Raw genomic sequence first — 20,733 nt, 5'->3', positions numbered from 1 at the left:
GTGTCTCTCTGTCGATCAGGTCAGGCCTGGCGGGCCATTCCGCGCTCGATCGCCGCGACGATCTGCGGGCGCAGTTCGGCGGCCGCCACGATGTGGTGCACCGAACCGACGGTCCGCGCTCGCTCGATGTTGTGCACCGCCTCGAACTCGGACGCCACCTCACCGAGCTTCTCCGAGCGCACCGCGGTGCGGGTGGCCGACAGCTCCACCTGCAACCGGGCCCGCTCCGTGTCGTCCTCGGAGGAGTTCATGCGTGCCTCGAGATCGCGGACGGACGGGTCGGATGCGGTGCGCTTGTTGACGTCTCGCGTGAAGACCACTGCTGCGGCCGGTGCACCACCGAGGACGGACGCGAACGATCCCTCGACGGCAAGCACCTCCATGTTCTCGTTGAGCGCTCCGGAGAACACCACGAACGCGCCGCCGTGATACCGGGAGACCACGCAGAACACGATCGGTCCGTCGAAGTTGACGATGGCACGGCCGATCTCGGCGCCGTACTCGAGCTGCAGGTTGCGCAGCGACTCCGGTGACCCGTCGAAGCCGGACAGGTTGGCCAGCACCACCAGCGGGCGGTTGCCGCTGGCGGCGTTGATCGCACGGGCCGTCTTCTTGGACGAGCGGGGGAACAGCGTTCCCGACGTCCACTGGTCGGGGCCGTCGGACGGGAACCATCCCTTGCGCGAGATGGCACGCGATTCGATGCCGATCACCGACACCGGGTAACCGGCGAGGTGGGCGTCGAAGACGACGGACGTGTCCGCGTCGGCCATGTCGGCCCATCGCTCGAGCACGGCGTGGTCCTGATCGACCACGGCGCGCATGACGGTGCGGATGTCGAACGGCTTCTTGCGCTCGGGGTTGGTGGCCGAGGAGAAGATGTCGCCGACGGTCTTGAAGTCGCTCGACGGGTGGACGTGCGGGTAGGTCCGCACGTCGCGGTCGACCGGGTCGACGGTCGTGGTGCGGCGCGGGAAGCGTTCTCCCGGTGCGCGATACGCGTGATCGTAGTGCGCGAAGAGGACGTCGCACGCAGCTCCGAGGTTCGGAGCCCAGTACTGCGCCTGCCCGTTGGGGCCCATGACGCGGTCGTAGCCACCGATGCCGAAGTTGTCCTCCGCGGAGACGCCACCGGAGTAGTCCAGGGACTGCTTGCCGGTGAGCACCATCGCGCTCTCCGGCGTCATCACCAGGATGCCCTTGGTGTGCATGAGCATCGTGGCCTCGGCGTTCCAGTACGGCTGCGCGCCGACGTTGATGCCCGCGACGATCACGTTGATCTCGTGACCGGCCTGCGTGAAGGTGATGATGCGGCGCAGAGCCCGCGACACCCAGTCCATGTTCTCCGTGCCGCTGCCCATGGAAATGGTCGCGCCGGAGGAGAGCGCGAACCACTCGACAGGGACGTTCATCTCCTCGGCCAGGTCGATCGCGGCGACGACGCGCGCACACTCGGCCTCGGCCACCGTGCCCAACGCCTTGGTCGGATCGCCGAACAGGGCGACGCGGGTCATGCCCTCCGGGTACAGCGCCGTCGGCGTGGACACCAGGCCCACGATGATGCCCGCGGTGTTCTGACCGTACGGCCGCGAGATGGGTTGCAGCGCACCGGACTCGTCCAGGTCGTACTCGACGAAGGAACCGTCGCGCTTGGTCAGCACGGGGATCAGCTCGTACGGGTACACGGTGCCGCGTGCCTGCGAGCGCTGCACGTTCTGGGTGTACGTGTCCAGCGGGCGCATGGGCTCGGTGGGCGGGTCGGTGATCTTGGTGACCACTCCGGTACCGGGTCGGTACGAGAAGCGCAGGGCCTGCATGGTGGGCTCCGCGCCGGGGCGCACCACGACGCGGGCCATCATGGTGATCTCCTCGAGACCGGCGGCCACGGTGAGCGGCGCGAGATGCCGGGCCACGATGCGCAGCTTGTCGAGCGGCAGGTTCAGCACCGGCCACACGTAGAGGACGACGCGATTGTGGTCGAGGCGGCGGTTGCCGCGGCGAGCCTGGGCGCGGCGGATGCCGTCGAGGCACGCGGAGAGCGTGCGCTCGATGGCGGGAACCGAGACCACGTTGCCCTGGGCGTCGAACTGCACTGCGGCGTCGCGGATCTCGGCCAGGGCGACCAGTCGCTCGTCCTTGGGGTTGTCCTTCGCCACCAGATCGAACAGGTACGTGCCGGGTGCGGAGGGGATGCGGGTGCCGTCGAAGTTCTTGAGGCGCCACAGGTCCAGTCGCTGACCGGTGAGCGGATGCAGGTCGCGGAGCGAGACGTCCTCTGTCAGAACGCCTGCCTGCGGCCGGAACGTCACCTGGCGCGAGATGCCGGTGCCGCGTCCGAAGACGGTGACCGTGACGCGACGCCACGACGTGGTCGCCGGGTGTGCGGCGATCTCGGTGCGCAGCTCCTCGACCACCTGGTCGCCGTCCTCGGGAGCTGTCGGCCACGAGAGGTACAGATCCACCGCGAGGTTCTCGGGTGCCGGCCCCGCGGTCTCGGTGAGCGCCACCAGCGTCGACGAGAGGCCCGCGCGATCGGTCATCGTCGAGAGCAGGTTGACCTTGCCGCCGACGAGGGTGAAGGTGCCCGAGACATAGTGCTGCCCTTCGCGATCGAAGGCCTTCACGTCCTCGAAGTCACGGATCTCGTAGTACTGGCGGGTGATCACCTCGAGCAGGGCGCCCGGATCGGACATGCGCTGGGAGAGCAGCTCCACGAGCGGCTCCTCCGTGGCGACCAGGGCGTCGATGCGCTCCTGGTGATCGTCGGCGTCGGGCCGCTCGGCCAGGTACTGCAGACTGCCGCGGACACCGTCGTAGACCTGCTCGCGCGCCTTACGGATCTGCGGCTCGTCGAACAACTGGAAGCGGAGGTTGCGGGCGACGTCGCCGATCACCGGGTACCGCACCTGGGTCGCGACGACGAGGCGGTCGAGCACCTCACCGACGGCGCTGTCCGCGTCGGGGGCGACCGACGGGTCGGCGATCCACCGATCGAGGAGCGCCGCGATGGCCGGCACCTGGTTCTCGATGCGCTGCTGCGCCAGGAAGAGTCGGTAGACGGCCTCCTCGAGATCGGTGCCGCGATCGAGATCGTTCTTGTCGTAGTGCCGCAGTGCGCGAGCCAGCTTGTCGCGGAACTCGTCCGGCAGGCCCTGGACGTCGGCGTCGAGCGACTGCAGGAACGCGTGGAAGTGCTCGCGCGGACTGTGGACGCGCTCGTCGGTGCCCTCCTCGTCCATGGTCGGACGGTTACGCGTCAGCTCGCACATGTCGGCGAAGGTGGTGAGCAGGTCCAGCTCGGCGCGGACCAGCTCGCCGTCCTTGCGCGGGAGTGCCCCGCGCAGAGCGTCGTACTCGGCGATGGTGGCGAGCGCACGGGACGCGCTGACGTCGAATCCGCTGAGGAGGGCGCGCAGTTCGTCGAGACGGGCCAGTGCGTCGATGCGGTCGTCGCGGTCGGCGTCGCCGCACGGCGAGCGGAACTCGACCCGGGCGGTGGTGGAGGCGGCGGCCGTCTCACCGATCGGGTCGACGCGCAGCAACGCCGCGCCGTTGTCGACCTGTGCGTTGACGACGGCGAGCACCTCGCTCACCCGACCGGCCGAGGCGGCGCGCACCGCGGTCTCCATCTTCATGGCCTCGAGGACCACGAGCGTCTGTCCCGCCTCGACCTCGTCGCCCACGGCGACCGGCACGGCGACGACGACAGCGGGGGCAGGTGCGCGCACCAGGCCGGCCTCGTCCTGGCTGATCTGGTGGCTCACGCCGTCGACCTCGACGAGATACCCGGCGGGGCCGGGCACGGTGACGACGGAGTAGCGGGTGCCGTCGATCTCGGCGCGACGCTCGAAGGTGCCGAGCCGCTCGATGTCGATGGTGATCTCGTGGTCGTCGACCGCGACCAGGTAGCGGTGCGGTCCCACCTGGCCGACGGTCAGGCGGTAGCCCTGGCCCTGGTAGTTGAGCTCGACCGTGCGGCCGATGTCGTGGCTGGCGCGGGGACGGCCGCCGCGGGCGGACAGCAGGAACTTGGCGCGCTCACGGGCCTCGTCCGCGTCGTAGGCGTCGACGGCCGCGGCGATCAGTGCGACGTCGGCGACGCGGGTGGGGCCCTCCGCGGTGCCCGCGCCGGTGCGGTCGAGCCAGCCGGTGTCGGCAGTGGCGTCGATGAGCTCCTCGCGGTCGAGCAGGTCGAGCAGGAACGACTTCGTGGTGGTGCCGCCGTCGATGACGACGGTGGTCTCGCGAAGCGCCGTACGCAGCCGGGCGAGGGCCTCGGAACGGTCACGGCCCCAGGCGATCACCTTCGCGACCATGGAGTCGTAGTCGGGCGGGATGACGTCGCCCTGGGCGATGCCCGTGTCGACGCGCAGGCCCGATCCGAGCGGGAACTTCAGCAACCGGACGGTGCCGGGCGCCGGTGCGAAACCGTTGTCGGCGTCCTCGGCGTTGAGTCGTGCCTCGACGGCGTGACCGAACTCGGTCGGGCAGTCGCCCTCGAGCACGTGGCCGCCCGCGACGAGGATCTGCAGCTTGACCAGGTCGAGGCCCGTCGTCACCTCGGTGATGGGGTGCTCGACCTGCAGGCGCGTGTTGACCTCGAGGAACGTGAAGATCTTCTGCTCCGGCTGGTAGAGGTACTCCACCGTGCCGGCGCCGTGATACCCGGCGGCGCGGACCAGCTCCGCGGAGGCGGCGCGGAGCTCGTCGGCCTGCTCCCGGGTCAGGACGGCCGAACTGGACTCCTCGATGACCTTCTGGTTGCGACGCTGGATCGAGCAGTCGCGGACGCCGGGTGCCCACACGTTGCCGTGGGTGTCGGCGATGACCTGGACCTCGACGTGGCGCGCCTCGGTGACGAGCCGCTCGAGGAAGACGACAGGGTCGCCGAACGAGCGCTCGGCCTCACCCTGGGTGCGCTCGAGTGCGAGCTCGAGCTCGTCCTCGGCGAAGACCTTGCGGATACCGCGACCGCCACCGCCGCTGCGCGCCTTGATGATCAGGGGATAACCGATGGCGGCGGCGTGCCGACGTGCATCGGCGCGGGTCTCGACGGGACCACCGCTCCACGGCGCGACCGGGACGCCCACCTTCTCGGCGAGGATCTTGGCCTCGACCTTGTCGCCGAGCAGGCGCATCGAGGCAGCGGACGGGCCGATGAACGTGATGCCCAGGCGAGCGCAGATGTCGGCGAAGGTCGGGTCCTCGGCGACGAAGCCCCAGCCGACCCACACGGCGTCGGCGCGGGCCTCGACGAGTGCGCGCTCGAGCTCGACGTAATCGAGGTACGGGTTCTGCACGCCCGTCTTGCGGAGCGTGACGGCCTCGTCGGCCTGGCGGACGAACATCGCCTTCCGCTCGGCGTCGGTGTGCAGAGCGATGACGCGCAGAGGCTCGGCGGACCGCGATTCGTTGTTCAGCTCGCGTACCGCTCGGATGAGGCGAACAGCTGCTTCGCCTCGGTTGACTACTGCTATGCGTGTGAACATGCGCTCCGCCGTCTCGAAGGGAAAGTGTCTTCCGAGCCAGTGTGACGGTCCACGAGCGTACTGGCGAGTACATCTCACCAACGCCCGAAAGGGTCGTGATCGGTCACTGACCTGTGGCGATGCGCTACCCACGGGTATACCGGCGGGTAATGACACGATGGGCCGACGACGGCGCCGTGCCCCGGGAAAAGTACAGTGGAGAGCGATGACAGCGATGTGGTTCGGCCTTGCTCTGATCGCACTCCTCGGTGCGGTGGCACTGCTGTACATCGATCGCGCCCGCCGCGGACAGCAGGGCCGGGTGCGTCAGATCTGGGCGAAAGCGCAGGGCTACCACTACGTTCCCGCCGATCCCGACCTGCCGTCGACCTTCTCGCGTGCGGCCATGGCGAACCAGGAGTTCCTCGGTGCCGTCGACGTGGTCGAGGGTGTGCGACGCGGCGAGGAGTTCGTCCTGTTCGACCTCGAGGACGCCGCGACCGTCGTGGCGGTGCGCCGCGAGGTGGGATCCGACGTCGACCTCGATCTGCGGTCCCGCACGACGCCGCCGCCGAAGGAGGCCGACATGCAGCTCCTCGGCTCGCTGGGTCCGCGCATCATCTTCGCGACCGACCTCGACGTGGCACGGCGAGTCTGTGACCAGCGCATGGTCGCCTTCACGCACTCGGTGCCCGATGTGGTGCAGCTGCTGTGGAGCGAGGGTCCGTGGACGCTGGGCACCGTTCCGGTGGGCAGTTCGGGACGCGACTGGGACGCCGCGATCGACGCCGTCACCCGCCTGTCCGGCCTTCTGCACGTGTTGCCGCCCTCGCGACGCCGCGCAGCACCTGGACGCGACGACTGATCGTTTCATCAGCCACGTGCCGCCGTGAGGAACCTCACCCGTTAGTCTCGTGGGCATGTCGACTCCAACACCGCGGCCCATCGCCCTCGTCACCGGTCCGACGTCCGGCATCGGCGGCGGGTTCGCCCGCCGTCTCGCCGCCAGTGGCCACGACCTCGTCCTGGTCGCCCGCGACACCGTCAGGCTCGAGGCACTGGCCGACGAGCTACGCGCGTCGTACGGCACCTCGTCGGAGATCCTGGGCGCGGACCTCGCGACCGAGGAGGGCCGCGCTGCCGTGGTCGCCCGACTGCAGGAGGGCGTGCAGGTCCTGATCAACAACGCGGGCTTCGGCACGTCCGGCGAGTTCTGGACGGCGGATCCCGCGCTGCTGCAGTCGCAGCTCGACGTCAACGTCACCGCCGTCATGCAGTTCACTCGCGCGGCGCTGCCGTCGATGATCGCGGGTGCGAAGGGCTCGGTGATCAACGTGGCCAGCGTCGCCGGCCTGATGTCGGGTCGCGGTTCCACGTATTCCGCGTCGAAGGCGTATGTCGTCTCGTTCAGCGAGGGTCTCGCGGGCGGTCTCGCCGGTACCGGCGTCCGTATCCAGGCTCTGTGCCCGGGCTTCGTGCGGACCGAGTTCCATGAGCGCGCCGGCATCGAGATGTCGTCGATTCCGTCGTTCATGTACCTCTCCGTGGACCAGGTCGTCGACGCCTCGCTCGCCGACCTGGAGAAGAACACCGTGCTGAGTGTGCCTGGGCTTCAGTACAAGTCACTGACTTCGGTATCGCGTCTGGTGCCCCGTACCATCGCTCGCCGCGTGGTCTCCCTGGTCGGCAGCGCGCGCGGTCGGACGTAGGCTCCGGCGGCCGGGGCGAACCCTCGACCTCGGGTCGACGTTCATACTCGACGGCGCTATGTTTCTGGTGTGACTGTTGTGGCCCTGGTGGCGTTCGTGATGATCATCGGTATCGGCTGGATCGTGTCGGTCGTCCGGCGGACACGTCGGTCGGCCGACTCCGTCGCTGCCGGACTGAACCTGCTCGAGATCGAGCTCGATCGACGACGGGCCGTGATCCCCGATCTCGTGCGCGCTGCCGTCGACGCCGATCTCGACCGCGCCGCCGTGAACCAACTCGTCGGAGCGCGGTCGCTGTCGGCCATGATGCGGGATCGGCGCGCCGAGCTCGGCGCCCGGGCCGGCGCCGAGAACGCGCTGTCGGTCGCGCTGCACGAGGTGCTCTTCGACGGTCGGGCCAGTGGGCCTCTCGGGTGGGACTTCAGCTCGCCCGCAACGGAACTCGATCGCATCGAGCATCGCGTCGCCGGGGCCGTCCGCGTGTACAACACGCAGGCCTCGTCGTTGGCCTCGCTCGCCGACTCGCCGCTGTCCGGACCCGTCGTCCGGCTGTTGGGCGTCCGGGCGCCCGCTGTGTTCGCCGAGACCGCGGACGCCGACACGGCGTGGTTGCGGGCGCCGCAGCACGCCGCCTGAGCGCACCCGATAGATTCACTGCTCGTGGCAGCTACCGAGAAGTCCGAACTGGCAGAACTGGTCCGCGAGTTGGCCGTCGTGCACGGGAAGGTGACGCTGTCGTCGGGCACGGAAGCCGACTACTACGTCGACCTCCGCCGTGCGACGCTGCACCACCGCGCCGGTGCCCTCATCGGGCAGCTCATGCGAGAACTGGTGTCGGACTGGGATTTCGACGCCGTGGGCGGACTCACCATGGGTGCCGACCCCGTCGCCTTGGCGGTCATGCACGCGCCGGGCCGTCCCATCGACGCGTTCGTCGTCCGTAAGGCGGCCAAGGCCCACGGCATGCAGCGCCAGATCGAGGGCCCGGACATCGTGGGCAAACGGGTCCTGGTCGTCGAGGACACCACCACCACCGGCAACTCCCCGCTCACGGCCGTCGCGGCTCTGCGTGACGCCGGTGCCGTCGTGGTGGGCGTCGCGACGGTGGTGGACCGCGCCACCGGCGCCGACGCGGTCATCGCGGCCGAGGGTCTCGAGTACCGGTCCCTCCTCGGTCTGGGCGACCTGAACCTCTGAGCTCTACTGCCAGCCGACGGCGGTGAAGGGCGCGTTCGTCGTCACGCGGCCGACGATGCCGGCGTGCGCGAAGTCCTTGGCCGTGGCCACTGCGTCCTGGACCGAGGAACCCTTCGCGAGCTCGGCGGTGATGGCGGCGGCGAAGATGCAGCCGGCTCCGGAGACGCGCTCCTCGCCGATCTTCGGCGCACGGAACACCGAGACGTCGGTGCCGTCGAACAGGACGTCGACGGCCTCGTCGCCGGGCAGACCCGCGCCGCCCTTGACCACCACGTAGCGCGGTCCGAGGTCCGCGATGCGGCGGGCGGCCTCCGACAGATCGTCGACGGACTCGATCGAGTCCATTCCCGACAGGGTCTGCGCCTCGAAGAGATTCGGCGTGACGACGGTCGCGAGCGGGAGGATCTCGGCGCGCAGGGCGTTGTCCGTGTCCAGCGCCGCGCCCGGCTCCTGGCCCTTGCAGATGAGGACGGGATCCACGACGACGTGTCGCCACGGCTGCTGACGGAGCGACTCGGCGACGGTGGCAACGGTTTCGGGTGTGCCGAGCATGCCGATCTTCACGACGTCCAGTGAGTGGGCAGCCGTCGCCGCCTCGATCTGGTCGGCGATCACCGGTCCCGCGATGGGGACGAAACGGTGGCCCCACCCGGCCTTCGGATCGAACGAGACGATGCAGGTGATGGTGCCGACGCCGTAGACCCCGAGCCGCTCGAACGTCTTGAGGTCGGCCTGCAGGCCGGCGCCTCCAGTGGCTTCGGATCCGGCGATGACGTAGGCGAGTGTCGGCATGTCTTCATCATCCCAAAACGCCGAGAGCGCGTGGGTGCGGGGCCGAGAGAGCCCCCGCACCCACGCGCTCGGTCGTCAGGAGCGAGTGCCCTTGCGACGCGAGAGTGCGAACGCACCGACACCCGCGACGGCGACGACGGCCACGCCGGTGCCGATCGCGGCGACGGGCAGTCCGCCCTCGTCGTTCGAGGCACTCGCCTGATCCGACCCCGCGAGGCTCGACTCGGACGACACGAGACCGATCTCCGGCAGTTCGCCGGCGACGATGACGTTGCCCTCCTCGTCGTCGGTGAAGTAGTCGACCACCTTGAACGTGCGCGTCGGGCCGTCGACGTAGAAGCCGATGAGACGTATTCCGGAGGCGGTGACCTCGACCGTGGTGGAGTCGATGGTCGCGACCTCGACGTCCTCCTTCTTCTCGTCGCCGACCTCGACCGTGACGGTCTCCTTGGCGGCGTTCTCCGCGGCAGCCTCGTCGGCGGCCTTCTTGTCCGCGGCATCGTTCGCAGCTGCCTCGGCCTCGGCCTTCGCTGCTGCGGCGGCCTCGGCTGCTGCTGCTGCCGCCTCGGCGTCACCGGCTGCTTCGAGCCGCTTCGCGTTCTCCTCGGCGACCGTGGCGGCCACCTGCGTCGTCGCTGCCTTGACGACAGCGGCGAAGAGCGTCGACGCCTTCGCGTACGCGGCCTGGATCGCCGTGGTGATCTTGGCGGCGTCGAGCGTCGCGAACGCGTCACCGACGGCCGTCAACGACTCCTCGGCAGCCTTCGTGGCCTCCTCCGCGGCGGTGCGCGCGGCGGCTGCGGCCTCGGCCTTCGCATCGGCGTCCGCACGTGCGGCCTCTGCCTCGGTCGGATCCGCGGCAGCGTCGCCCTCGAGCTCGTCGGCCTTGTCCTTCGCAGCGTCGGCCTCGGCCTGAGCGGCGTCCGCCTTGCTCTTCTCCTCGTCCGCTGCAGCCTTGGCGGCGTCCGCCTCTTCCTGCGCCTTGGCGGCGACACCGGCGGCGACGATGCTCTCCTGCTCGGCGACCGACGCCGATTCCTCGGCCTTGGATGCCTCGAGCTCGGCCTTCGCTTCGTCGACCTCGGCCTCGGCAGCGGCGTCGCCGCCCTGCGCTGCGGCGATGGCGTCGTCGAGGAATGCCTGCGCCTTCTTGATGGCGTCGACGGCGGCCTTGGTGGCGTCCTTGGCCACCTGCAGTGCCTTCTTCTCGTCCTCGGTCAGCTTCGCGTCGATGTCGACCTTGATGGAGGAGTTGCCCTCGTCGTCGACCACGACGGAACCGGTGACCTGCGGCAGCGGCCGGGCCGGGGGAGCGGTGGTGGGCACGGTGGTGACCGGCGGCGCATCCGTCGCCGAGGGTGCCTGCTCGGTGCTCGACGTGGCGGGAGCCTCGGTGGTGGTGCTCGAGGAGGACTCGCTGCTCTCCGAGCTGTCCGGCGGATCCTGCTGGGCGACGGCCACGGCGGGTGCGGCGACAGCCAGCGACACGGCGAGCACGGCGCCTGCTGCAGCGAGCCGCGTCCTGCGGGCACGGGTGATGGACTTGTCCGACATGAATGGCCTTTCGATACCGAAGACGGCATTCCTGCCGTATCCGAGAAGCGGTGAAGAATGGTGTACGCGTCCCCCGACCGAACAGAACGTACCTTCCGGTCAGCCTAGACCTTTACTTCAGAGTTACTTCGTCATCGAAGTGTGACCTTTGGTGCAGATGGTGTTCATGCGGTGAATGTGACTGGTGTGATTCGGTTTTCCCTGGTCAGTCGCCGACGGTGAGCGCTGTCGCCTCGTCGACGCTGTGCGGTGCCGGGTCGTGGTCGTCGACGTGTGCGAGGACCTTCCGGCCGGTCGCCAGGACGCCGATGGCCAGGAAGGTGCAGGCGGCGCCCACCCAGAACGGCACGTGCACATTGGATTCACCGAGCTTGCCGGCGAGGTACGGGGCGGCAGCGCCGCCGGCGAACCGCACGAAGCTGTAGGCCGCCGAGGCTGTCGACCGTTCGACCGGCGCCGAGATCATGACGGTCTCGGTGATGAGGGTGTTGTTGACGCCGAGGAACAGTCCGGCAAGGACGACGCACACGATCAGAACCGGCTTGCTCTCCGTGAACAGAGCCATCGCGGCGAGGTCGGCGGCGAAGAGGAGCAGCGCCAACATCATCATGTTCAGCGTCCCGAACCGGCGCTGCAGGCGCGGTGCGAGGAACACCGAGGCCACCGCGAGCGCGAGTCCCCAGCCGAAGAAGATGAAGCCGATCGCGTAGGTGCCGAGGTCGAGCGGGAACGGCGTGTAGGCGAGCAGGGTGAAGAATCCGTAGTTGTACAGCAGTGCCGTGATGCCGACCGTGAGCAGCCCGCGGTGCCGCAGTGCGCGGAAGGGGTCCGCGAGAGAGGTTCGGTGCGTGGGCTTCTCGCCCTCCGGCAGCATGACGACGAGCAGCACGACGGCCACGGCCATCAGGACGGCGACGCCGAAGAACGGGCCCCGCCAGCTGATGCTGCCCAGGACGCCGCCGACCAGCGGGCCGGTGGCGATGCCGATGCCCAGTGCGGCCTCGTACAGGATGATGGCCCGCGCGACGCCACCGCTCGCGGCGCCGACGATCGTCGCCAGGGCGGTCGCGATGAAGAGTGCGTTGCCCAGTCCCCAGCCGGCGCGGAACCCGACGATCTGGGTGATGGTGCTCGACGAGCCTGCGAGCGCGGCGAACACGATGATGATCGCGAGACCGGCCAGCAGTGTCTTCTTCGGGCCGAAGCGCGACGAGACGACGCCCGTGACGAGCATCGCCACGCCCGTCACAAGCATGTAGGACGTGAACAGAAGAGACACCTGCGACGGTGTCGCGTTCAACTGTTCGCCGATGGGCTTGAGAATGGGATCGACGAGGCCGATCCCCATGAAGGCGATGACACTGGCGAACGCCACTGCCCACACGGCCTTCGGTTGCTGCAGAAGGCTCGGCTGGGACGCGTCCTTCTTCTCCTCGATCGTCGTCACGGGTGTTCCTTTCGTGCTGTGTTCTTGAGTACCGAGCGCAGGTCGTCGAGGCCCTCGACGATGCGTCGGAGTTGGTCGGGATCGGGCTCGCCCAGGTGGCGGAGCAGTCCGTCGCCGATGGCGCGACGCGAGTCGGCGAGCCAGGTGCGTCCGTGGTCCGAGATCGACACGACCACGGCGCGGGAGTCGGTCGGATCCGTCATGCGGTCGACGAGACCGTTCTCGTGGAGCGTGCGCAGCAGGGCCGTCGCCGAGGGTTGCGAGCATCGGTCGAGGCGGGCGAACTCGCTGATCCGGATCGCGCCGTACTCGTCGAGCAGGGAGAGCGCGCGCGACCACGTACGGGGATGCTCCGCGGGCGCGACCGAGGCCGCGAGCCGGGTGAAACGCGAGGTCGTGGTGACCAGTTCGGACAGCAGTGTCCGCAGTTCGTCGGTTCGCATCGCCGTGGTCTGCACTCCCTTAACGTTACATAAGCTAACTATCGAAATCCAGTGTGGGGTCGGTTACGGTGTCCGCATGCCGTCCGGGTCGTCCGCCACGCTGGTCCGCAGGGCCACGACCCTGGCCTACGCCGTCGCTGCGGCGGGCACCATCGTCGGTGCCGCCACGCATCGACCCGTCGTGCAGGCGGTGTGCAAGCCGCTCCTCATGCCGATTCTCGCGGTGCGGTCCGGCGCCCACCGCTCGCCACTGCTGGCTGCGGGGCTCTCGGCGGCGACGCTCGGCGACGTCGCGATGATCGATCCGGACGACGATCGCCGGTTCACTGCGGGGGCGTCGTCGTTCGCCGTCATGCAGGGGTGCTGGTCGGTACTGTTGCATCGCAACGGTTCTCGCGCGCGGCCGCACCATGCTCTGCTTCGAGCGGCGGGATGGGCGGGCGGCGCCGTGCTGGCCACGAGACGCGCCCCGACCATTGCACCGATCTCCATGGCCTACGGCGTCGCCCTCGGTGCCATGTCCGTTCTCGGTGCGGACGGCGACACCCGTGCCGTCGTCGGATCGACGCTGTTCACCGTCTCCGACGGCATGGTGCTCGTGCGGCGGACCACGGCCGACGCGCGCCTGCGCGACGTCCTCGAGGTCGCGGTGCTCGCGACCTACACCGGCGCTCAGTACGCGCTCGTCGACTCCCTCACGGGAACAGCGTCGGGGTTCCCGACTCGAGATCGAGCAGCAGGCGTTTGCGCTCGACGCCGCCGGCGAAACCCGTGAGGCTGCCGGACATTCCGATGACGCGGTGGCACGGCACGACGATCGACAACGGGTTCCGGGCGTTGGCCGACGCCACCGCTCGCACCGAGGTGGGCCGGCCGACGGCGACGGCCAGAGCGGAGTACGTCCACGTCTCGCCGTAGGGGATCGTGCGGAGCGCGGCCCACACCTCGTTCTGGAATTCGGTGCCCACCGGGGCCAGCTCGAGATCGAAGCGGCGCCGCCGGCCGCCGAAGTACTCCGCCAACTGATCGCGGATCTCGTCGAACCCGTCCGCCCGGGCGGTGCCGATCCGGCCGGGAGCCGGTGCCGGACGGTGACCGGGAAAGTAGACGCCCGACAGCGCCGTCCCGGTGCGCACGACGGTGAGAGGACCCACCGGGGTGTCGAGAACGGTGTGGTGCCGGGTCGAGTCGGTCGGTGTCACAACCGGATCCGCGTCCGGTCGTCGGGATCGACGACGACGGGAACGGTCGCGCCGACCTCGTACCGAACGGACCCCGTGCGTCGGACGGTGCCCGGGTAGGACCCCGACCCCGACCCGGGCACGGTGATCGTGAGGTCGACCTCCGTCTCGGCTCCGATCTCCCGTACCTCGTCGACGACGGCCCACCCCTCGAGCCCGTGGTCGCGCATGCGGCGTTCGTCGGCGGTGGGGCGCCCGGCAGCCATCATCGCGAGTCCCAGTGCCGCGCCGAAGCCCGCGACCAGCGCAGCGATCTGATACGGAACGGTGCCGTCCGGGGCCTTGGGCAGGAGCACGAGCGCCCAGACCGCCAGCACGACGACGTAGATGGCGGTGACCACGGCCACCGCCCGACCCACTCTCTCGTGGTCCATCGACTCGGATCCCTCCCGTGAGCGCCTCCGAGGACACCGGAAGCTACTCGGCGGTAAGTTTTCGGCTCACCGCTCTGTTGCAGCTCAGCCCGACCCTTTACTCTTCAGACATGTCTCAACCTACTGTCTTCATCACCGGCGCAGCAGCCGGCATCGGGCGGGCCACCGCACTCACGTTCGCCGCCGCCGGGTACCACGTCGGTGCGTACGACATCGACGAGACGGGACTGGCCTCCCTCGCGAAGGAGATCGCGGCGAAGGGCTCGACGTCGACGACGGGAATCCTCGACGTCACCGACACCGCGCAGTTCACCGAGCGACTGAAGGAGTTCGACGAGGCGGCGGGCGGGCGACTCGACGTGCTCATCAACAACGCGGGCATCCTCATCGCGGGCCAGTTCGCCGAGCAGGCCATCGAGACGCACCGCAAGCAGTTCGACATCAACGTGGGCGGCGTGCTGAACGGGCTGCTCGAAGCGTTCCCGTACCTGAAGAAGACGCGCGGCGCCCAGGTGGTGAACCTGTGCTCCGCCTCTGCCATCTACGGCCAGCCCGAGCTCGCCACGTACGGCGCGACCAAGTTCGCGGTGCGCGGGCTCACCGAGGCGCTCGACCTCGAGTGGCACAAGCACGACATCGCCGTGAAGGCCATGTGGCCGCTCTTCGTGCAGACCGCCATGACCAAGGGGATCCAGACCGGTACCACCGGTTCGCTGGGCATCAAGTTGACCGCGCAGGACGTCGCCGACGCGATCTTCAAGTCGACGCAGCCCGCCAAGCGGATCTACCACAAGGTGCACTTCCCGGTGGGGCTCCCGTCCAAGGCGCTGTCCATGGGCTCGCGGTTCTCCCCGGTCTGGCTGACCCGCGAGGTCAACCGCCGTCTGTCCCATTCCTGAGTTGACCGAGAACGACCGCAGCGACGAGGCGGGTGCCACCGAGTGGGGTGAGCACCCGCGCGGCGTACCCGCCTGGGACGTCGAGCGTGACGGGCCTCGGCCCACCGATCCCCGCTACGACCCCGAACTCCTCGACGAGGGGGATCGGCGCAACGTCGTCGACGCGTACCGGTACTGGACGCGCGAGGCGATCGTCGCGGACCTGGACACGCGCCGGCATCCGATGCACGTGGCCATCGAGAACTTCGCGCACGACGCCAACATCGGGACGGTCGTCCGCACGGCCAACGCGTTCGGCGCCGCCGCGGTGCACATCGTCGGGCGTCGGCGGTGGAACCGTCGCGGTGCGATGGTCACCGATCGCTACCAACACATCGAGCATCACGAGACCGTCGAGGCGCTGACGGCGTACGCGGCGGAGGCGGGCCTGACGGTGGTGGCCGTCGACAACGTGCCCGGGTCCGTCCCGCTCGAGACTGCCGTTCTCCCGCGGAATGCGCTGCTGCTCTTCGGTCAGGAGGGCCCGGGCGTGACCGACGACGCGCGCGCCGCCGCGTCGATGACGGTGTCCATCGCGCAGTTCGGCTCCACCCGCAGTATCAATGCCGGTGTCGCAGCCGGGATCACGATGCACGCCTGGATCCGGCAGCACGCGGATCCCGACCTGGCCTGGTGACCGTGCCCGACGGCTCCCGAGCCGAGGGGTACTGGCAGGATCGAATCATGCACGACACGTGGTCCTCCAGGGCGGACGCCGCCGAGGAGGCCGTCTTCTCTCGCCACGTCCGCCGTCTGTGGGGACTGCCGGGGACGGCTCTGGGTGTCGTGGCGTGGCCGCCGGTCCGACGGGAGCGGTTGTTCTTCCGCTGGCACTACTGGTGGCAGGCGCACCTCATCGACTGTGTGGTCGACGCCGAGGAGCGGGCGCCGTCGGCGCGCCGCCGACGACGGCTGGCCCGGATCGCGCGCACCCACCGGCTGCGCAACCTCACCGGCTGGACCAACTCGTACTACGACGACATGGCGTGGCTGGGGCTGTCCCTGGAGCGAGCACAACGTCTGCACCTCGTCGACAATCGCACCGCGATCGCGGCACTGGAGTCGGAGCTGTTCGACGCCTGGGATCCGGCGCACGGGGGCGGTATCCGCTGGTCCAGGAAGAGCGACTTCTTCAACGTGCCGGCCAACGGCCCGGCGGCGGTGCTGCTCGCACGGACCGGCAAGCTGTGGCGCGCCCAGGCCATGGCCGACTGGATCGACGCGACTCTCGTCGATCCGACGACCCATCTCGTGCTCGACGGCATCCACGCAGACGGCCGCGTCGAGACGCCGATCTACTCCTACTGCCAGGGCGTCGTGCTCGGCGCCGAGACCGAACTCGCGATCAGCCTCGGTGACGACAAGCACCGCGAGCGCGTGCATCGACTCGTCGCCGCCGTGCAGCAGCACCTCACGAAGGACGGCGTGATCATCGGCGGCGGGGGAGGGGACGGCGGCCTGTTCAACGGGATCCTCGCCCGGTACCTCGCACTGGTGGCGACGTCGTTGCCCGGAGACGACGACGAGGACCACGAGGCGCGCTCGGTCGCCGCCGACATCGTGCTGGCGTCGGCGGAGGCCGCGTGGGACAACTGCCTGTCCATCGAGGGCCTGCCGCTGTTCGGGAGCGACTGGTCCGCCATCGCCAAGCTGCCCTCGTTCGGTGCGTCGATCGCCCGGTTCAGCGCCGGCACCGTCACGTCGTCGTCCGTGCCGGAGCGCGACTTCTCCGTCCAGCTCGGCGGCTGGATGTTGATGGAGGCGGCGCACAGCCTCGGCTGAACGTCAGCCGTCAGAGATCGTGCACTTCGGTGGTCTCCACCGGCTTCTTCATCTCCTTGCGGTACTGGTACAGACCGAAGATGGTGCCGACCACGATCGAGACGATCATCAGCGTGAGCACGGTGGGGAACAGCCACGACACCTTGTCGAGCACCGCTCCGAAGTAGAACCCGATCAGCAGCAGCACGGGTGCCCAGATGAGCGCACCCAGCGTGCTGGCGATGGTGTAGCGGCGGTGGTTCATCCCACCGGCACCGGCGACCATCGGGCACAGGGTCCGCACCCACGGGATCCAGCGCGCGACGAGCACCGCCCAGAAGCCGTGCTTCTCGAGAAGTCGGTTGACCTTCTCCAGATTCGCGGTGTTGACGTACTTGCCGTTCTTGCGCGCCACGAGGCGATGACCGGTGCGTTTACCGATCATGTACCCCACCTGATTACCGGCGATGGCGGCCAGGAACGCGCCCGCGGACAGCGCCCACACGTGCGAGGTGCCCGAGGCGTGGGCGGCCAGTCCGATGCCGGCGGTGATCAGCAGCGAGTCGCCGGGAAGGAAGAGGCCCACGATGACGGCGCACTCGAGGAACACGAAGGACACCACGATGAGCCAGACCAGGGTGGGCCCGGCCGATTCGAGGAATCCCATCGCGCCGCCTTCGGCGAGCACGGTGCTACCGGCGAGAAGCATGAACGGGGGACCGATCTACGAGGACGAGTCGCGCGGAGCGGGCTCGGTGCGCTGGACGGGCTCGGACCACTGAGCTGGTTCCGACCGCTGAGCAGTGTCCGACCTCTGGGCCGGCTCGGACCACTTGGACGGCTCGACCTTGCCGTCGAGCTTGCCGTCGAACGCGTCGACGGCCTCACCGAGCGGGGTGCGGCGCGAGGCGACGATCCGCTTGCCGACCTCCCAGGCGATGGGCAGGACGGACACGGCGACGATGAGCAGGAAGATGATGTCGACGTTGTCGCGGATGACGGCGATCTGGCCCAGCAGGTAGCCGAGCAGCGTGACGCCCGAGCCCCAGACGATGCCGCCGACGACGTTGTAGGTGATGAACGTGCGGTAGCGCATGCCCGAGGCACCGGCCACGACCGGCGCGAACGTACGCACGATGGGCACGAAGCGCGCCAGGAAGATGGTGATGGGACCGTGCTTCTCGAAGAACGCGTGCGACTCGTCGATGTAGCGCTTCTTCAGGAAGCGGGCGTCGTCCGTGAACAGGCCCGTGCCGGCCTTCTTGCCGATCAGATATCCCGCCTGATCACCCAGCACCGCGGCGATCGGAATGGTCACCAACAGCACCCACAGCGGCGCGAACGGCTCGATCTCCGCGCTCTTCGACGCGGCGATCAGACCGGCCGTGAACAGCAGCGAATCGCCCGGGAGCAGCGGGAACAGCAGGCCCGACTCGATGAACACCACCAGCAGCAGACCGACCAGGACCCAGGTGCCGAACGAGTTCAGCAGGTTGACGGGATCGAGGAACCCCGGCAGCAGGGCGAGGTCGGTCACGGAGGCGGCCACGGTAGTCACAAGCGCCCACAGTACCGGCGAGAGCAGCCGATACCCGCACGCCGAGTGGCGGGTAGTACAACTCACGAGCAACTCTCAGCAACTACCGGCGAGTAGATCGGGCAGGGCGCGACCGGCGTCACCTCGGTTGACATACTGCTAGTGACCGCACCTGATCGGGTGCCCCGTTCGCTCACCGTGGAGGTTTCTTCGTGCCGATCGCAACTCCCGAGGTGTACGCCGAGATGCTCGGCCGCGCCAAGGAACACAAGTTCGCTTTTCCCGCCATCAACTGCGTGGGATCCGAGTCCGTCAACGCGGCCATCAAGGGCTTCGCCGACGCGGGCAGCGACGGCATCATCCAGTTCTCCACCGGTGGCGCGGAGTTCGCGTCCGGCCTCGGTGTGAAGGACATGGTCACCGGCGCCGTCGCGCTCGCCGAGTTCGCCCACGTCGTCGCCGCGAAGTACGACGTCACCATCGCGCTGCACACCGACCACTGCCCCAAGGACAAGCTGGACACCTACGTGCGTCCGCTCCTCGCGGTGTCGCAGGAGCGCGTCGACGCCGGGAAGAACCCCCTCTTCCAGTCGCACATGTGGGACGGCTCCGCGGTGCCGATCGACGAGAACCTCGAGATCGCCAAGGATCTGCTGGCCCGGGCCGCCGCGGCGCGCATCATCCTGGAGATCGAGATCGGCGTGGTCGGCGGCGAGGAGGACGGCGTCGAGGCGGAGATCAACGACAAGCTGTACACCTCGAACGAGGACTTCCTGAAGACGGTCGAGGCGCTCGGTGCCGGCGATGCCGGATCGCGCTACCTGTTGGCCGCGACGTTCGGCAACGTCCACGGCGTCTACAAGCCGGGCAACGTCAAGCTCAAGCCGTCGGTGCTCGCGGACGGCCAGCGCGTCGCCACCGAGAAGCTCGGACTCGCTGCCGGCTCCAAGCCCTTCGACTTCGTCTTCCACGGCGGCTCGGGCTCGGCCAAGAGCGAGATCGAGGAGGCCCTCGAGTACGGCGTCGTGAAGATGAACGTCGACACCGACACCCAGTACGCGTTCAGTCGGCCCATCGCCGGCCACTTCTTCAGCAACTACGACGGCGTGCTGAAGGTCGACGGCGAGGTGGGCAACAAGAAGGCCTACGACCCGCGCAGCTACCTCAAGAAGGCCGAGGCCGGTATGACGGCGCGCGTCGTCGAGGCGTGCAACGACCTGAAGTCCGCCGGTCGGAGTGTGTCAGCGGGCTGACGAGCGCGGTCAGGCGCAGACCTTCCAGGTCTCGCCGTCCAGCGCGAGGTCGAACGTGCGCGCCGAGGGCTCCGCGCCCTCGGTGCGCGCGGTGACCTGTGCGATCGCCGTCGTCTGATCCGGCGGTTCCGCTTCGGTGATCTGAATGGTGTCGACGCTCTGTACCACCGGCACCGTTCCGGATGCGACGGCGGCGTCGTGCGTCGCGGCGAAGTCGGCCTCGGAGATGCCGCCGTAGAAGGACGCCAGCGCGCCGCACGTGACGCCGCGCAGAGCGGTCAGGTCGCCGTCACGCAACGCCGCGGTGAAGGTGTCGATCGAGGTGCGGATCTTCTCGTCGTCGCTCGGACCCGTGACGCTCGTGCCGCCCCGCAGCAGTGCGAACGCCACGACACCCGCGATCGCCAGCAGGGCCACGAGGGCCGCCGCGATCCACGGTCCGCGCCGCCGTCCACCGGAGCGCGTCGACACCTTCTTCGGTGCGGCGCTGGGTTCGATGCGGCGCGGTGCGGCGGGGCGCGAGTTATCCGGGGACACGCGTGCACCTTATCCAGCGCCCGACGTCTCCCGCGCGCTCCGTGGGAGACTGTCGTCATGACTTCCTTCGGTGATCTCCTCGGTCCCCAGCCCACCCTGCTGCCCGGCGACGACGAGGCCGAGTCCGCTCTCCTGAACCACACGGCCCCCGAGGAGGTGGCCGCGGCGCACCCCACCGCGTCGATCGCGTGGGCCTACCTCGCCGAGGCCGCCCTGTCCGACGGCCGCACCATCACCGCGTACGCCTACGCACGCACCGGCTACCACCGCGGGCTCGACCAGCTGCGTCGCAACGGCTGGAAGGGCTTCGGACCTGTGCCGTACAGCCACGAGCCCAACCGCGGCTTCCTGCGCTGCGTGGCCGTCCTGGCCCGCGCCGCGCAGTCGATCGGGGAGACGGACGAGTACGCCCGCTGCCTCGACCTGCTCGAGGACTGCGATCCGCGCGCCGCGGACGAACTCGGCGTCGGCTAGCACCAGCT

The 20,733-nt window shown here is 69.1% G+C and carries 20 protein-coding genes; 10 read left to right on the top strand and 10 right to left on the bottom strand.

All coding sequences use genetic code 11. From position 1 onward, the window contains the following. Nucleotides 1–20 precede the first annotated feature (20 nt). Nucleotides 21–5,489, bottom strand: coding sequence for an ATP-binding protein (locus OG947_RS08795; RefSeq protein WP_222633152.1), 5,469 nt, complete (start codon nt 5,487–5,489; stop codon nt 21–23). Nucleotides 5,490–5,703: 214 nt separating this feature from the next. Between OG947_RS08795 and OG947_RS08790 the strand changes: the two genes are divergently transcribed. The 4 genes from OG947_RS08790 (at nt 5,704) to pyrE (ending at nt 8,374) form a co-directional block, all read left to right on the top strand. Further along, on the top strand, nt 5,704–6,333 hold the full coding sequence (locus OG947_RS08790; protein ID WP_056444305.1) for a hypothetical protein: 630 nt from the start codon (nt 5,704–5,706) through the stop codon (nt 6,331–6,333). A 55-nt stretch (nt 6,334–6,388) separates the two neighbouring features. Further along, nucleotides 6,389–7,177 (top strand): SDR family NAD(P)-dependent oxidoreductase, encoded by a 789-nt coding sequence (locus OG947_RS08785; RefSeq protein ID WP_204869786.1) that lies wholly within the window; start codon nt 6,389–6,391, stop codon nt 7,175–7,177. A 69-nt stretch (nt 7,178–7,246) separates the two neighbouring features. Further along, nucleotides 7,247–7,813, top strand: a complete 567-nt coding sequence (locus OG947_RS08780; RefSeq protein WP_222633151.1) for a hypothetical protein — start codon at nt 7,247–7,249, stop codon at nt 7,811–7,813. Nucleotides 7,814–7,837: 24 nt separating this feature from the next. After that, nucleotides 7,838–8,374 (top strand): orotate phosphoribosyltransferase, encoded by a 537-nt coding sequence (gene pyrE, locus OG947_RS08775; protein ID WP_037186299.1) that lies wholly within the window; start codon nt 7,838–7,840, stop codon nt 8,372–8,374. Between the two features lie 3 nt (nt 8,375–8,377). Here pyrE and thiD read toward each other — a convergent pair whose 3' ends face one another. The 4 genes from thiD to OG947_RS08755 all read right to left on the bottom strand — a co-directional run bounded on the left by thiD (nt 8,378) and on the right by OG947_RS08755 (nt 12,610). Further along, nucleotides 8,378–9,166: a bifunctional hydroxymethylpyrimidine kinase/phosphomethylpyrimidine kinase gene (gene thiD / locus OG947_RS08770; protein WP_056443661.1), complete on the bottom strand. Its 789-nt coding sequence runs from the start codon at nt 9,164–9,166 to the stop codon at nt 8,378–8,380. 75 nt (nt 9,167–9,241) lie between these two features. Further along, nucleotides 9,242–10,720, bottom strand: a complete 1,479-nt coding sequence (locus tag OG947_RS08765) for a hypothetical protein (protein WP_328813710.1) — start codon at nt 10,718–10,720, stop codon at nt 9,242–9,244. A 205-nt stretch (nt 10,721–10,925) separates the two neighbouring features. After that, nucleotides 10,926–12,167: an MFS transporter gene (locus OG947_RS08760; RefSeq protein ID WP_222638856.1), complete on the bottom strand. Its 1,242-nt coding sequence runs from the start codon at nt 12,165–12,167 to the stop codon at nt 10,926–10,928. Continuing rightward, nucleotides 12,164–12,610, bottom strand: coding sequence for a MarR family winged helix-turn-helix transcriptional regulator (locus tag OG947_RS08755; RefSeq protein ID WP_056444311.1), 447 nt, complete (start codon nt 12,608–12,610; stop codon nt 12,164–12,166). The genes OG947_RS08760 and OG947_RS08755 overlap by 4 nt, the downstream gene beginning before the upstream one ends. Before the next feature lie 76 nt (nt 12,611–12,686). Here OG947_RS08755 and OG947_RS08750 point away from each other — a divergent pair, with 76 nt between their 5' ends. Then, complete coding sequence (locus OG947_RS08750; RefSeq protein ID WP_222633148.1) at nt 12,687–13,385, top strand: lysoplasmalogenase; 699 nt, start codon at nt 12,687–12,689, stop codon at nt 13,383–13,385. Here the strand turns inward: OG947_RS08750 and OG947_RS08745 are convergent. Together OG947_RS08745 and OG947_RS08740 are read right to left on the bottom strand one after the other, a co-directional pair. After that, nucleotides 13,306–13,812 carry a methylated-DNA--[protein]-cysteine S-methyltransferase gene (locus OG947_RS08745; protein ID WP_222626475.1) on the bottom strand — a complete coding sequence of 169 codons (507 nt, stop codon included), beginning with the start codon at nt 13,810–13,812 and terminating at the stop codon, nt 13,306–13,308. The genes OG947_RS08750 and OG947_RS08745 overlap by 80 nt on opposite strands. Next, the gene (locus OG947_RS08740; RefSeq protein WP_328813709.1) at nt 13,809–14,225 is read right to left on the bottom strand and encodes a hypothetical protein; all 417 of its coding nucleotides are present in this window, start codon (nt 14,223–14,225) and stop codon (nt 13,809–13,811) included. Before OG947_RS08740 ends, OG947_RS08745 begins: the two co-directional genes overlap by 4 nt. A 110-nt stretch (nt 14,226–14,335) precedes the next feature. Between OG947_RS08740 and OG947_RS08735 the strand changes: the two genes are divergently transcribed. From OG947_RS08735 to OG947_RS08725, 3 genes are read left to right on the top strand one after another with little or no spacing between them, the layout of a single operon-like run. After that, complete coding sequence (locus OG947_RS08735; protein ID WP_027506419.1) at nt 14,336–15,124, top strand: SDR family oxidoreductase; 789 nt, start codon at nt 14,336–14,338, stop codon at nt 15,122–15,124. Nucleotide 15,125: 1 nt separating this feature from the next. After that, on the top strand, nt 15,126–15,800 hold the full coding sequence (locus OG947_RS08730; RefSeq protein ID WP_027506418.1) for a TrmH family RNA methyltransferase: 675 nt from the start codon (nt 15,126–15,128) through the stop codon (nt 15,798–15,800). Between the two features lie 47 nt (nt 15,801–15,847). After that, nucleotides 15,848–16,945 carry a glycoside hydrolase family 76 protein gene (locus OG947_RS08725; RefSeq protein WP_222638853.1) on the top strand — a complete coding sequence of 366 codons (1,098 nt, stop codon included), beginning with the start codon at nt 15,848–15,850 and terminating at the stop codon, nt 16,943–16,945. A gap of 10 nt (nt 16,946–16,955) precedes the next feature. On the opposite strand, the gene OG947_RS08720 is transcribed toward OG947_RS08725, so the two are convergent. Both OG947_RS08720 and OG947_RS08715 read right to left on the bottom strand, forming a co-directional pair. After that, nucleotides 16,956–17,633 (bottom strand): DedA family protein, encoded by a 678-nt coding sequence (locus OG947_RS08720; RefSeq protein WP_051613508.1) that lies wholly within the window; start codon nt 17,631–17,633, stop codon nt 16,956–16,958. Nucleotides 17,634–17,648: 15 nt separating this feature from the next. Beyond that, on the bottom strand, nt 17,649–18,482 hold the full coding sequence (locus tag OG947_RS08715) for a VTT domain-containing protein (RefSeq protein WP_328813708.1): 834 nt from the start codon (nt 18,480–18,482) through the stop codon (nt 17,649–17,651). 191 nt (nt 18,483–18,673) lie between these two features. Here OG947_RS08715 and fbaA point away from each other — a divergent pair, with 191 nt between their 5' ends. Further along, nucleotides 18,674–19,714, top strand: a complete 1,041-nt coding sequence (fbaA, locus tag OG947_RS08710; RefSeq protein ID WP_027506415.1) for a class II fructose-bisphosphate aldolase — start codon at nt 18,674–18,676, stop codon at nt 19,712–19,714. 9 nt (nt 19,715–19,723) lie between these two features. Here the strand turns inward: fbaA and OG947_RS08705 are convergent, their stop codons facing one another. Continuing rightward, on the bottom strand, nt 19,724–20,251 hold the full coding sequence (locus OG947_RS08705; RefSeq protein ID WP_056695874.1) for an Rv0361 family membrane protein: 528 nt from the start codon (nt 20,249–20,251) through the stop codon (nt 19,724–19,726). Nucleotides 20,252–20,308: 57 nt separating this feature from the next. Here OG947_RS08705 and OG947_RS08700 point away from each other — a divergent pair, with 57 nt between their 5' ends. Beyond that, nucleotides 20,309–20,725 carry a DUF3151 domain-containing protein gene (locus tag OG947_RS08700; protein ID WP_027506413.1) on the top strand — a complete coding sequence of 139 codons (417 nt, stop codon included), beginning with the start codon at nt 20,309–20,311 and terminating at the stop codon, nt 20,723–20,725. The last annotated feature ends 8 nt before the right edge of the window (nt 20,726–20,733 follow it).

Origin of the sequence: Rhodococcus sp. NBC_00297 (assembly GCF_036173065.1) — a bacterium.
Classification (GTDB): Bacteria; Actinomycetota; Actinomycetes; order Mycobacteriales; family Mycobacteriaceae; genus Rhodococcoides.
Note: the sequence above shows the minus strand (reverse complement) of the source record. Positions and strands in the feature narration are given on the sequence as shown.